Origin of the sequence: Alkalibacterium indicireducens (genome assembly GCF_039522005.1) — a bacterium.
Classification (GTDB): domain Bacteria; phylum Bacillota; class Bacilli; order Lactobacillales; family Carnobacteriaceae_A; genus Alkalibacterium; species Alkalibacterium indicireducens.
Genome location: NZ_BAAADA010000190.1, coordinates 12,443 through 25,991, shown reverse-complemented (window position 1 = coordinate 25,991; position 13,549 = coordinate 12,443). Strand labels below are relative to the sequence as shown.

The 13,549-nt window shown below is 38.4% G+C and carries 14 protein-coding genes; 5 read left to right on the top strand and 9 right to left on the bottom strand.

The annotated features are described in order from the left end of the window. Positions 1-358 precede the first annotated feature (358 nt). From ABFX15_RS10430 to ABFX15_RS10410, 5 genes are all read left to right on the top strand, one after another. Entirely contained in the window at positions 359-667 is a 309-nt protein-coding gene (locus ABFX15_RS10430; RefSeq protein ID WP_346025354.1) for a hypothetical protein, read from the top strand. 99 nt (positions 668-766) lie between these two features. Further along, positions 767-1,648: a hypothetical protein gene (locus ABFX15_RS10425; RefSeq protein ID WP_346025353.1), complete on the top strand. Its 882-nt coding sequence runs from the start codon at positions 767-769 to the stop codon at positions 1,646-1,648. Beyond that, positions 1,645-2,271 (top strand): hypothetical protein, encoded by a 627-nt coding sequence (locus tag ABFX15_RS10420; protein ID WP_346025352.1) that lies wholly within the window; start codon positions 1,645-1,647, stop codon positions 2,269-2,271. The genes ABFX15_RS10425 and ABFX15_RS10420 overlap by 4 nt, the downstream gene beginning before the upstream one ends. Beyond that, the gene (locus ABFX15_RS10415; protein WP_346025351.1) at positions 2,268-2,942 is read left to right on the top strand and encodes a hypothetical protein; all 675 of its coding nucleotides are present in this window, start codon (positions 2,268-2,270) and stop codon (positions 2,940-2,942) included. Before ABFX15_RS10420 ends, ABFX15_RS10415 begins: the two co-directional genes overlap by 4 nt. Next, positions 2,935-3,531: an ATP-binding cassette domain-containing protein gene (locus ABFX15_RS10410; RefSeq protein ID WP_346025350.1), complete on the top strand. Its 597-nt coding sequence runs from the start codon at positions 2,935-2,937 to the stop codon at positions 3,529-3,531. Before ABFX15_RS10415 ends, ABFX15_RS10410 begins: the two co-directional genes overlap by 8 nt. A 283-nt stretch (positions 3,532-3,814) precedes the next feature. On the opposite strand, the gene ABFX15_RS10405 is transcribed toward ABFX15_RS10410, so the two are convergent. The 9 genes from ABFX15_RS10405 to ABFX15_RS10365 form a co-directional block, all read right to left on the bottom strand. Further along, positions 3,815-5,107, bottom strand: a complete 1,293-nt coding sequence (locus tag ABFX15_RS10405) for an IS30 family transposase (protein WP_346025349.1) — start codon at positions 5,105-5,107, stop codon at positions 3,815-3,817. A gap of 232 nt (positions 5,108-5,339) precedes the next feature. After that, a complete protein-coding gene (locus ABFX15_RS10400; RefSeq protein ID WP_346025348.1) occupies positions 5,340-5,513 on the bottom strand; it encodes a hypothetical protein in 174 nt (57 codons plus the stop codon). Positions 5,514-5,859: 346 nt separating this feature from the next. Continuing rightward, positions 5,860-6,237, bottom strand: coding sequence for a DNA cytosine methyltransferase (locus ABFX15_RS10395; protein ID WP_346025347.1), 378 nt, complete (start codon positions 6,235-6,237; stop codon positions 5,860-5,862). Between the two features lie 350 nt (positions 6,238-6,587). Beyond that, on the bottom strand, positions 6,588-7,979 hold the full coding sequence (gene rlmD / locus ABFX15_RS10390; protein ID WP_346025346.1) for a 23S rRNA (uracil(1939)-C(5))-methyltransferase RlmD: 1,392 nt from the start codon (positions 7,977-7,979) through the stop codon (positions 6,588-6,590). 89 nt (positions 7,980-8,068) lie between these two features. Then, positions 8,069-9,076, bottom strand: coding sequence for a diacylglycerol kinase (locus ABFX15_RS10385; RefSeq protein ID WP_346025345.1), 1,008 nt, complete (start codon positions 9,074-9,076; stop codon positions 8,069-8,071). 23 nt (positions 9,077-9,099) lie between these two features. Further along, a complete protein-coding gene (gene gatB, locus ABFX15_RS10380) occupies positions 9,100-10,533 on the bottom strand; it encodes an Asp-tRNA(Asn)/Glu-tRNA(Gln) amidotransferase subunit GatB (protein WP_346025344.1) in 1,434 nt (477 codons plus the stop codon). 3 nt (positions 10,534-10,536) lie between these two features. Next, complete coding sequence (gene gatA, locus ABFX15_RS10375) at positions 10,537-12,003, bottom strand: Asp-tRNA(Asn)/Glu-tRNA(Gln) amidotransferase subunit GatA (protein WP_346025343.1); 1,467 nt, start codon at positions 12,001-12,003, stop codon at positions 10,537-10,539. Next, positions 12,003-12,308, bottom strand: coding sequence for an Asp-tRNA(Asn)/Glu-tRNA(Gln) amidotransferase subunit GatC (gene gatC / locus ABFX15_RS10370; RefSeq protein WP_346025342.1), 306 nt, complete (start codon positions 12,306-12,308; stop codon positions 12,003-12,005). Before gatC ends, gatA begins: the two co-directional genes overlap by 1 nt. Positions 12,309-12,342: 34 nt before the next feature. Further along, entirely contained in the window at positions 12,343-13,539 is a 1,197-nt protein-coding gene (locus ABFX15_RS10365; RefSeq protein WP_346025341.1) for a CamS family sex pheromone protein, read from the bottom strand. Between the last annotated feature and the right edge of the window lie 10 nt (positions 13,540-13,549).

Here is a 13,549-nt window from a genome sequence, read left to right as displayed (position 1 = left end):
CAGTCGTTTCCCTTATACACAATCTGAATCTTCACATCATCAAAGTCGAATTTTGTCGGACGATTTTCACAAACATTTAAACAAAATTGTTGATTTTTCTTTTCTGATCTAGTACAATGTAAGCAAGTTCAAAAAGAGAAATCACTTGCAAGGAAATGAATATTCTGATTTGTCAATCTGAACGAAAAATTATACTACATTCAAGGAGTTGGTTTTAAATGGTAAAAGTAACAAAAAATGTAAACAAATTAGTTGAAAACATGAAAAACCCATCATTGCTTTCGGAATTGGCAGTGTTTTACTTGGCGCTACTATCGTAGCCTCAGCTAGTACATGGGCAAATGCACAAACATTTACTGTGAATGCTAATACAAATTGGAATGGAGTAAATACATTAGGTACTCGAATTGGTGCGCAGCAAACAACAAGTGAGGGACGATGGGATTCTCATACTATCTCACGTTCAATGGCTTCAAGACCAAGTGTTCGTTTAGTTAACTCTGCTGGTGCGATTCGTGGTTCTTCAATGGGTGTGGCTGATGATGGAAGAACTGTGACTGGCTCTCATACTGGAGAAGCAGGATTTGCTTATTTTATCCAAGTAAATCCTGCATGGAATCAAGTTACAAATAATCAGTCGGTTCGTTTACAACATCGTGTACGCTAGTTATTTAATTTAAAAGCTTAAAAGAGCCGCATGTGAAAAAATGTGGCTTATTTCTTTGTAATTGATGATTAAATTTGTAAAGATCGTGAGGTGGTATGTGTGTGGGTCAAAATGTATAAAAAAGATTTTTTTTCTAAAAGTACGGTTATTATTCTCGTCTTACTGGTTTTAATTAGTGTCATTAGTTTTTCTTTTTCATTAGCAGAAAAAAATGAATTTAGGGCTTTACTCGGTGATACAAGTCCTGATTTAAATCAGGAAGCTCTGATTCATTTTCTAGATGGCTATACAGGAATTCGGTTTTTATTTAATTATTGGTTCAATTCTGCTGGACTTTTTGCAATTGGATTAATAACATTATATGCATGGAGTGGTGCTTTTCTAAGCCCGAGATTGCAAAATGAAAAAGACAATGGCTTTGGAAATTTGACAATGACAAGAATCCCTTTTAAAAAACGTTTAAATCAGATGTTGTTAAGTCAATCTTTTTATATTATGAGTATTGTACTCATTTCTAATCTTATTTCATTGTTACTGGCATTGATGTTCGGAGGGATGCCTACTAGAGGGGTTTTAACTGAAATGAGTGCTGGATATGAATTGACAAGGTTTCAAGTGTTTTTGGTTATTTTTATCCAAAATATTTGGATTTCACTACTGGTTATTTTTGTAAATGGTATTACACTTCTATCGAATGTGTGGATCAAAAATAAGTATCTGATTCAAGCCCTTCCTATCTTTCTTTTTGTTTTCTTACCTTATTTATTAGGTACTGTGTTAGGGAATTTAATACCTGCGACAAGTCGGCTAATAAGCCCCTTTTTTCCAGAGTTTTTAGTTACTGCTATAAATGATACCTTTAATGCTCATTTTGATATGTTATTAACGTTAAGAAGCTTTGCACCTCTATTTGTTTTTGCTTTCTTATTCTTTATTTTATATTACCTAAATATTTCCGCTCATTCGAGGAATTATTTATGAGTAGAAAATGTGGCAGAAGTACAAGTTATCTAGTTATTTTTGGTTTTATTCTTTATTTAGCTTATGATTTTTCATTAATGGATGAGCGTGCTTTTTTACCTTTTATAGATGCATACCTTAATCATTTTCAAACCTATTTTTTTGTGATTACCTTGTTGATGCTACCTTTTATTTTATTTGAATATATCCCTGTTTTAAGCATTGAGTATCGTGTAAGGCTGGGAAAGAAACTATTTCATGAGTGGTTTAGCATGATCCTATTTAATAGTTTAAAAATCAGTCTCTTCATCTTTTTGTCATTTTTGTTAAGCGGATTATTGTTTAGGTTTTCATTTATACTGAGTCTACTTTATATACACGCATTTGTTAGATTATGGACTTTTGCTTTATTTACGCAACTGTTGTTTTATATTGGATATATTTTCTTAAAGCATATCGCATTTGGTTTTTTGATCCTTATTTTTTCTAATTTTCTTTATGTAACAACTGTTATGAGCGCTCATTTCATTATGGAAACAAATTTTGATTTAGACCTTATTTCTAACTGGTTTATTGTTAGTATTTCTATCTTAGTGTATATACTGTTATTGTTTAAGTTTAAAGAAAAGGACAATTTTTTATGAAAATAAAATTACTCTTTGCGTTTTTATTTACCTGTTTTCATGTCATTTTTATTGATAGAATAAATACTTATTCCTTTGCAACGACTTTTTCCTTATTAATTCCCTTTGATATTGAAACAGGCAGTTTGAGATTAATGTCACTCTTTTTACACCTTGTCTTTTGTATCATATTTTTAGTCTATGTCCAGAAAGAATTATACATACATTTTCAATTGATAACCTACACACGAACACGAACAACTTTAAAAAAACTGGTTTTTATTCTTTCCAAAGATTTATATAAGAAGATCGTTTCTCTTTTTATGATTCAACTGGCTGTGTCATTTTTATTTTCACAAATGAGTGCCGATTCTAACATAAGAGAGGTTATCATATTAATGGTCTCCTTGCTTTTTTCGGTCTTTTTGTGGAGTGAGATTTTTATGATCTTTAAGTTAAAATCAATTGATTCAAAATTTACCTATTTAATGTTACTTACTGTTATCCTGGTATCGTATTTGGTCGTAGATTTTACAATAATCGCTCATTTATTTATCATTGGTACTTGGGCTTTGCTAGAGATGCCAATTCAGATTTTACTTTTAAAGTTATTCTCTTGGGTAGGGCTATTTGTTTTTAAAGTATTGTTTTTTAAAAAATTTGAATATTTAGGAGTCGTTAAAAATGATTAATTTAAAAGATATCAGTAAGGTTTTAAAAGGAAAAGAGGTGCTAACAAATATAAACTTAACCCTTAATCCTGGGGAAGTGACTTTACTTTATGGGCACAATGGTAGTGGTAAGACTATGCTACTTAGAATGATTTGTGGTTTAATTAGTCCAGATAAAGGAGAATTGTTACTAGACAGTTCATTCAAGTTTGGTGTAATTATTGAAAATCCAACATTTTTCTTAAACGAAACAGCTTTTTACAACTTAAATTATCTTGCTACAATTAACAAGCGAATTGGTGATAAGGATATTTTATCATGGTTAAAGATATTTAACTTATATGAAGTAAAAGATAAGCGTGTCAAATCTTTTTCACTTGGAATGAAGCAAAGGTTAGCACTTTGTCAAGCTTTTATGGAGAATCCAGATGTTTTGTTGTTGGATGAACCATTTAATGGTATTGACGATGAAAATTTAGAAATTGTTTATAACTTGTTAGAAAAAGAAAAGAAGAAAAAGAAAATAATTGTTATTGCTTCGCATGTGAAAATTCAAGTAGAAGGATTAGTTGATAAACAAATTAAAATGAGTAATGGAAAAATCGTTTGATTTGTTAAGAATATTTAATCAACTAATTTATTAAATATGTTGTCGTAAAGTTAGCTTGAATTGTAATTAAAGTTCCGTTTCAAATGAAAGCTCCGTGTTTAGTTAAGATATGGAGCTTTTTTAATGCGAAAAATGTGAAGATGTTGAGTAAATAGTTTATAATGATGGTGAAAACAGGATAAAGAAAGACACTAAAAGTACTTTCAAACGATGAGATTTTTCTTACTTGTTATGAAAGTTCCGTAACAGATGAGTGCGTTATGAGTGGTCCTGTTGGTTTTAATTAAATGGTGCTAGAGAGATTGACGTCAATTGGTGGTACAAATGACAATCGATTACACTCAAGCACCTTTTCATTTAGTAGTGATGATGCAATTTGATAAGGAGAATGATATTGTAAGGATTTTCTTGGATAGTTGTTTACTTGTAGCGAAACAGCATTTAGTTTCTTTAGTGTAAGGAAATTCATGCTCTTTCCTTTAGGAACACATTCACGAAAGTGAACATGGTTCTTCTCGCATTTTGCTTTTTGATCTGAACGACGAGCTTCACAGAAGAACACATTGATGAGTTTTTCTCCAGTAAGCAAACTAGTTTCAATGGACAATGGATCTCTAAATTCTTTGCCATTATCACCTAGAATACATTCAAAGGTGTCTCTAAACAACTCATCGCCAAGCGCTTGTTTCAGAGTGTGAAACACTTGAAGCACTTGTTCTTGGGTAATACTTTTTAATAAAAAATAGAGTTGAAGGTTAGACTTAGTATGTAGTAATGAAAGTACTGCGGATTCATTTTGTCCTTTTAGTCCTTCAATGGTATCCATTTGCCAAACATTCGCTGTAGGATAATCTAGTATAAACTGAGTAAAATCTTTGAAACTTCTACCTATAAGATAATCATAGCTGATTGGTTTTGCTTTAGGTTTGCTTGTGTAGCGTTGTTTATACGCTACTTTTCGTTTCAAATCTACATTTTTAACAGTTAGATAACCTCGATTAATATAGTCATATACTGTAGAAGCAACCGTAGATAATCCCGAGGTATGTAGAATGACTTCAATGGATTGTTTGTTTTTAACACCTTTAGAAATAATGTTATCTAGAACAGCTAATTGAGCTTCAGATAGCCTTGGACCTTGTTTATGATCAGATACATTAAACAAATATTGAGTTTGTGCATGATTTGCTTTATAAAAGAGTTTTGGTAAAGAACAGTCTTTTAATGATGCACATGCATTACAGACATGAGGGAACTGCTTCACTCTTGGACACTGTGGATACTCTTGAAAGTCATCACAGAAATCAGAACAGCGTGCCACACGACAATACTTACATTTACCAGCAACACAAAGATTACATAGTCTTGTCTTTTTGCATGAACTTTGTAAGCCACAAATATTCTTAGCATTTGCACGAACGTAAAGATAACGATGTTTCTTAATTTCTTTTGAAACTGTACGTGCATCTTTATTTACTTCAGATGCAATTGAAGAAAGCTTGGCATCTTCGTTCAAGTAAAACTCGATGATATCACGTTGCTTTTTATTTAAATGTTTGTATCCTGTTGTTTTCATAGTTTTAGTTTCCTTTCCAAACAGGACCACACAACACTATTATAGTGTAAGAAACTTTTACCGGAACTTTAACAACAAAAAAACCTCTGATCGGAACTTTCAAAAAAAATCAACGTGTCGTAAAGTTATGAGTTTTATATGAGAAATAATGCATACATAATAGATTTTCTTTGCTATTATATATGTATTTCTATGATCTAATTTCAGATTAAATTGAAATAAGTGTATGGCATTAGCTACCGCCACGGAGGAGAACAGACCGTCTTTTTGGGCTGTTCGGGGGGTGGTTGATGATGACAGAAACGGGCTTTGTAAAAGATTCTTTTTTGTCACAACTGTTTAGATTGGTATTTTCTGCTTTGATTATAAGAAGGTGTGGTTTATTTTTGAGTTTTTCTTTTTCCATTCTCAACAGAGAAGTAAAAAGTCTGGTTATTCATAGGAAAATCATTATCAACGTTTCTGTTTTGAAATGTTGTGAATTAAATAGATAGCTTTAATTTTTAGCAAATTTTCAAAACCTCTTGTATCAACTTTTTAGACCAGTATCAATTGTTGAAATTCCAAGATAAACAGCTGAGAATAAACCACCACCATTTTACACCAGACTACCACTTATCAACTCGGGTTTTATCTTCTGCACAATTGAAAAGATTGAGTGTAATAGCACGCCATAGACAAATTAGACATATCTTTTCAGTGGCTAATTTTCGGTGTGATATTTCATTCGATCAAGAACCGCAAAAAGATTTTTATTGTCGACCCTTCGGCAAGGCGAATATGTTGAATTCGTAAGTTTTGATTGCTGCAGGTTTGATATCGCTAGAAAATATGCATTTTCCTTTTAGGTCAAACTCATTAAGTGCCTGCTCAAACCCTATTCTAATTCCGCCCAAACCACAGAATAAATCTATAAATGTTATTTCGTTTGTTTCTCGTTTAAGTTCTGATTCCAATTTCTTTATCCCCATTTCAAGTAATTTTCTACATTTTTGCGAGAAGCTATTACAATCAGGCAACGGTGAATTCTCGATGAATTTTCTATCTTTGCTATTCAAATAGATTGTTACAGGTTGCTTTTTATCTCTATCGCTTTTCCTACCAGAGCCTTCTCTGTATCCTCCATGCATACTTACACCTCCATTAGGTGCTACTACTATACCACAAAAGCATTGTTTTTTCAAGTATAGCAAGTCCCGTTTTACTGATTGTTTAGATAAGCAGGTGGTTTTATATTACTAAAAAATACTTACAGTCATCTTGTCAACTTGCTCCGATTTTCACAGTAATAATATCCACTCACCATATTTTTTACAGTAATTTCGTCAACTCGCAAGGCTGAAAGTAATTCCATCTACACAACCCTACTATTTTTAGATTTTAGATATGTTCTCACAATAAAAATTTCCGTGACCTTGAACTCGACTTAAATATAAGTTCAAATCACGGAAAGCCTTTATTTACTTATCTTATTACATCCTTACTTCTCTACCCTTGACATCAATACTACCGTCTCAACGTGATATGTCTGAGGAAACATATCTACGGGCTGAACTTTTTCGACTGTGTATCCACTTTCGGATAAGATCTTCAGATCTCTGGCCAGTGTCCCAGGGTTGCAGCTGACATAGACCATTTTTTCCGGTTTCATGGTCAGTACAGCATCAATGAATTCAGGTGCCAGACCTTTTCTAGGCGGATCGACGACGATGACATCTGCACGCTTATCTGCCTTTGCCCATTCTGTAATGATGTTTTCAGCTGGTCCGACTTCGAATGAGACATTGGCTACACCGTTCGTTTCGGCGTTCAGTTTGGCGTTCTCTATTGCAGGCTCTACTATTTCCATGCCGTGTACATGTTTAGCCTGTCTAGACAAAGCTAAGGTGAGTGTCCCGATCCCACAGTAGGCATCGATCACGGTTTCATTTCCACTAAGTCCGGCAAAGTCTACGGCAGTCTGGTACAGTTTTTCTGTCTGGACTGGGTTAACCTGATAGAAGGACTGGTGTGAGATCGTAAAGGTGAAGCCCAGCAGATCGTCTTTGTAGCTGTCCTGACCGAATAACACTCGAGACTCCGTGCCAAGTATGACGTTGGTCTTTTCCGTATTGATATTCTGGATCAGGCTGACCATTTCCGGTAGAGCTCTCGTCAGTGCAGAGACGATTTCTTCTTCTCTATGGAAATCATGTGTGTTGGTTACTAGTACAACCATAAGTTCACCGCTGAAGTACCCTCTTCTGACAATGATATGACGCAGCCAGCCGGTGTGCGCCTTTTCATTGTACGGTTTGACATGGAACTTGGGCATGATGTCACGCACGGTAAGGATGGCCTGATCGATTTTCGGATCCTGGATCTTGAAGTCCTCTATCGGAATGACGTCATGACTGTTCTTACGGAAAAATCCTGTAGTCAGACGACCATCTATTTTTCTGACGGGCACCTGTGCCTTATTTCTGTACCCAAAGGGGTCGTCCATTCCAATGACTTCTTCGACAGCGATATCACTCAAATTACCAATTTTACTCAGGACTTTTTCGACCTGTTCTTTTTTAAAGTTCAGCTGTGCTGGATATGACAAATGCTGAAGAGGCATCGTACCGGTCTGTGCATAGATTTCATCTTCAATCTCTACGCGGTCCGGACTTTTTTCAATCACTTTGAGTAGCTTACCAAATCCGAAAGTCTTTTTCGTTTTGATTACTTTGAATTCTACGGTTTCTCCAACTAGAGCACCTTCGATGAATATCGGATAGTATTCTATCTTTGCGACACCCATTCCTTCATGAGTCAGATCAATAATCTCTGCTTCCAAAGTCTCGTTTTTCCTGACAGGCGTCGCTGTCTTGTTCTTATCTTTTGACATTACTCGTCTCCTTATGGTTCATTACTTATCTTCAGTATACATGTCACACAACGAAAGCGCACAGAAAATAATCTGTGCGCTTTGTGTGCTTATACTTCATCCAATTGAGAAACACCTTCAAGAAATTCACTTTCTTTTTCGATGGTCACGGCATCCCTGCTGTCGACAGTCAGATGCATTCCAGAAAGGTCAGCTACCAGTTCCATATGCTGCTGATACATGACAAATTCTGCCGGTGCATCACCACCGTACTCGCCATCGATATTGATCATCAGTGGTTTATCGACCAATGACTCGGCTTTTACTGAAGATGTCTTTGTATAGATGATTTTCGGGTGATTGACGTGCCTGCCGTCATTAATGACTAAGGTAAGTAGTCTCAGAATTTCAGCAATGTTCGTCGTTTTAACAATGATCAGCGTAAATTTGCCATCGCCCAGTTTCTTGTCAGGAGCGATTTTCTCAAATCCGCCTACTGAGTTGGTCAAGGCGACAAAAAGCATGGAAGCTGTCCCTTCATAAACACCGCCATCATAAGAAATGCTCACCGGCACTTTACCTATACGTGGAAGCAGTTCAGCTCCTTTTACAAAGTAAGCAAGGGAACCGAAAATGGACTTCATGTTTGCCGGTACATCATAGGTCACTTCGGTCAGCGATCCCGCTGCACCGATATTCATGAAATAACGTTCCTGTGAAGCGGTAATAACTTTACCGATATCCATTTTGACAAACTGATGGGTGTTGATTAACTCAGCTGCTCTGACAAAGTCGTTACGCGGAATGTTGAGTGCTCTGGCGAAGTCGTTCGTCGTCCCTGCAGGAATGACCGCAAGTTTCGGGCGTGATTCATGAGGAGCAATCCCATTGATGACTTCATTGATCGTCCCGTCTCCACCAGCAGCAATAATGAGATCGAAACCATCTTTCGTACATCGGTCCGCTTCATTTTGAGCACTTAGAGGAGTCGGGGTGGTACAGAACGCACTCGTTTCGTACCCGCATTTTTCATATACATTCAAAATCTCCGGAAGTGCTCGTTTTAATGTTTCTCTCCCGGATGTGGGATTATAAATGATCCTGGCTCGACGTCTCATGTACATCCTCTCCTTTACTCTATCTATCTTTTGTCCAGCTCTTGTTTCAATAATTTGTTGACCATTCCAGGGTTGGCCTGACCTCTTGTCTGTTTCATGACTTGCCCGACGAGGAAGCCTAATGCACGGTCTTTTCCGTTCTTATAGTCTTCGATGGACTGTTCATTTTTATCAAGTGTGTCAGTAATAATTGGAAGAAGTTTAGATGGATCACTTAACTGAACCCAGCCCTTTTCTTCTACTAAAGCTTTTACATCTGTGCTGCCGTTTGTGACAAGCTCTTTAAAGACTTTCTTGGCAATTTTAGACGAAATGGTCCCGTCAGCAATCAGGTTGATCATTTCTGCCAGTGATTCAGGCGTAAGAGCTGTATCCAGTAATTCGACCTGTTCACTGTTCAGGTAAGCCGATACTTCACCCATCAGCCAGTTCGAAGCCTGCTTAGGATCGGCACCATTATCGACCGTTCCCTGGAAGAAGTTGGACATTTCAACTGTCGCCGTCAGAACAACCGCATCGTATTCAGGTAAGTTGAACTCTTTGACATAGCGTGCCTGTCTTTCTTTAGGCATTTCCGGCAGAGAGGCTCTGACTGAATCGATCCATTCATCGCTGATGACCAGATTTGGAATATCCGGTTCAGGGAAGTAACGGTAGTCACTTGACCCTTCTTTCGTACGCATGAGGATCGTTTTGCCCGTTGACTCATCGTAACGTCTGGTTTCCTGATCCAATGCACCACCCGCATTCAGGATTTTCTCCTGACGGCTGATTTCAAAGTCCAGTCCTTTTCTGACATAAGTAAAGGAGTTCAGGTTCTTCAGTTCAGCTTTTGTTCCAAATTCTTCCTGACCGAATGGACGCAAGGAGATATTCGCATCACAGCGCATTGATCCTTCCTGCATCTTCACATCAGATACTTCAGTGAATTGAATCAGCTGTTTCAGTGTCTCCAGGTAAGCATACGCTTCTTCAGGCGAGCGCATATCTGCTTCAGAAACGATTTCGATCAGAGGTGTACCCTGACGGTTCAGATCGACATAAGATGAACCGTCCTCACCGTGCATGTTTTTTCCAGCATCTTCTTCAAGGTGTACCCGTTCGATACGGATTTTTTTCTTTTCACCTTTGACCTCGATTTCGATCCATCCGTCATATCCGATCGGCTGGTCAAATTGAGAAATCTGGTAAGCCTTAGGATTGTCTGGATAAAAATAGTTCTTACGGTCAAATTTTGTATGGGTCGCGATTTCACAGTTCAAAGCGAGTGCGGCTTTCATTCCAAACTCGATTGCTTTTTTGTTAACAACAGGAAGCACACCAGGGTGTCCCCAGTCGATAACATTTGTGTTCGTATTTGGTTCTGCACCAAAGTGAGCCGGGGATGGAGAAAACATTTTTGATTCAGTTTTCAGTTCAACGTGTACTTCAAGTCCAATTACGGGTTCTAAATTCATTCTTTATTCTCCTCCCTTGAATGCTGGTTTTTTCTTGTGGAAGTCTGTTTCTTTCTCAAATGCATAAGCGACACGATACATCATCTGCTCATCAAAATGCTTACTGATGATCTGCATACCAACCGGCATATCATTTGAAAAGCCGCAAGGGATGGAAAGTGATGGCACGCCTGCAAGGTTCACAGGAACCGTCAGAATATCAGACATGTACATAGCAAGTGTATCGTCTATTTTTCCACCGATTTCAAATGCAGTTGTCGTCGTAGTTGGTGCTACAAGCACGTCTACATCTTTAAAGACTGTATCGAAATCGTTTCTGATCAGAGTCCTCGCCTGAGCTGCTTTCTTGAAGTGCGCATCATAGAAGCCAGAACTCAAGGAGAATGTCCCAAGCATGATCCGACGTTTCACTTCAGGTCCAAATCCTTCTGAACGGGTCTTGACGTAAATGTCTTCAAGTGAGCTGACATTTTCTGAACGGTAGCCGTAACGGATCCCGTCGAAACGCTGCAGGTTACTTGAAGCTTCAGAAGAGGCGATAATATAGTAGGCTGGAACACCATAACGTGAATGAGGCAGACTGACTTCAACAATTTCCGCTCCCAGTTCTTCATAAATTTTTAGAGCCTTACGAACTGATTCTATTACACCAATTTCATGAGCGTCTTCATTGAAGTACTCTTTCGGTACACCAATACGCAAACCTTTTACACCTTTATCGATGCCATCAGTAAAGTCTGGTGTTTCTCCACTGTAAGATGTAGAGTCTTTTGGATCATGTCCACTTATTGCGTTGAGTACCAGAGCATTATCCTTAACTGTTCTAGTAAATGGACCGATCTGATCCAGACTTGAACCGAAAGCAATCAGCCCGTATCTAGAGACACGTCCGTATGTTGGTTTAACCCCGACCAGTCCAGTAAAGGCAGCCGGTTCGCGGACGGACCCACCGGTATCTGAACCGAGTGAAACAGGCACTTGACCAGCCGCTACAGCCGCAGCTGAACCACCGGATGATCCACCAGGAACTTTAGAAAGATCCCAAGGGTTACGCGTCAGTTTGAATGCAGAGTTTTCAGTGGATCCGCCCATGGCAAATTCGTCCATGTTCAGTTTCCCGACTGAGATCATTCCTGCTTCCTTCAGTTTTTCAGTTGCTGTCGCATCATAGATAGGAACGAAGTCTTCCAGCATTTTAGAAGAGGCCGTTGTGGTTACTCCTTTTGTCAAGATGTTATCTTTGATCCCAACTGGCAGTCCGCTTAACACATTATTCGGATCGATGCCTTTTTCATCTGTTTCTCTAGCAGCCTGCAGTGCTTCTTCCTTGCTGAGAGCCAGGAATGCACCGACTTGCTCATCAGTTTCTTCAATACGTCTATAGGATGCCTCAACCAGGTCGACCGCTGTCAGTTCTTTACTGACGAGTTTGTCATGCAGTTCTTCTAATGTGTAATCTAGAAAGTTCATTAAGCTTCACTCCCTCCGTTGTCAAACATTGCCGGCACTTCAATGTAGCCGTCTTTATGGGTCTTCACGTTTTTAAACAGGTCTTCTCTATCTGTCCCGCTTTCAGATTTATCTTCACGCCAGACGTTATGCTGATTCAGTCCATGATACGTGCCTTCAATGCCTTCCGTATCCAGTCCCTCCAGCTGCTCGACCATTTCGATGATACTGTCCATTTCTTTAGTAAATGTAAGAATATCCTCTTCTCCAATCTCAAGCTTAGCCAGTTTAGCAACCTGCTTTACTGTTTCTTTGTTTATTGCCATCTTGTTCATCCCTTCTTTCCACATTTGCGTGTTTTTAATTGAAAATCATTACGTAATATTCCTGGTCATCACTGTCTTTCTGAAGAAAAGCTTCCATTCCGTTCAAAGATTCCAGTCTGATTTCGACTGGAACATTTTCTGGCAGATAATTGATTGCTGCTTCATTGACAAATTGAGTAAAGGCAATGATTTCACCTTTCCCATAAAACTGAGTCATGACATTGATCTCTAAATGAACCAGCTGCTCCTCTATATAGTGACTGACACCTGTAATTCCGCTGACATTAGGGAAGAACCCTTCTACTTCAGAGCGGAAATTAGCAAAACTGTTTCCTTCCGCACTCTGCATGCCTTCCAGCGGGAAGACAAGCCGATTTTCATTGATACGATTCCAGCTGTTTACAGAATCGCTGCCACTATCGCTTAATCCTTCAGCGAAATACGTTCCTGGTGCCAAGCTGTCTCGTCTGGACTGCTCAAATAAAGCTACCATGATCGGGACATCGGCCAGTTCTTCCATTTCTCTTAAGTAAGAAACGATCTTATCCGCCATGACCTGTCCTTCTTCAAGCAGCTCATCCAGAGGAATAATCTGTTCCTGATCTCTATTATCACCGTAGTAGTCCACAGAGTTCATTGCAAGACCAATGCTGATGCCGGCCAGTTTAAGGCCATCATCTGTTTGTTCATAAAAGTTATGTTCTAGAATAGAACTTAAATATATGGGATTCCGCTCTTGTGAATCTGCTCCGGAATTGTCTTCGGGATTCAAGCCGAGGTCTTCACTTGCTTCTTCTGTTGTTTCTTCGTTATCCTCATCTTCTTCAACAGGCTCCTGTCTTCTCAGCCAGCTGTTAATGGTTGCGGATGGGATAAATTGTCCTTCCTGGAAAAAATGATCACTCGTTGGAAAATAACGCTGAGCATGACGCATCAAGTCACTTTCGAAAGTTCTCATATTCAAATTGGAATTCAGTCGACGAGTAATCCCTCTCGACTGGCTCGGAGCGTAAGTTCCGTCTTCTCTGACAACAGGACGGTAATATTCAGAATCAATCTGTACTTCTACAATGGATGACTCTTCATCTTGTCCGTCAGCTTCACCTTCTTCAGATATTTCACCATTTTCAGCAAGTGGCTGATTTGGATCGACAGGATCCGGAAAGAATCCACAGGCAGACAGAAACAAAGCACTTGTCAGCAGCATGCCTATTAGCCGTTTATTTTTCACTGACTTCCAC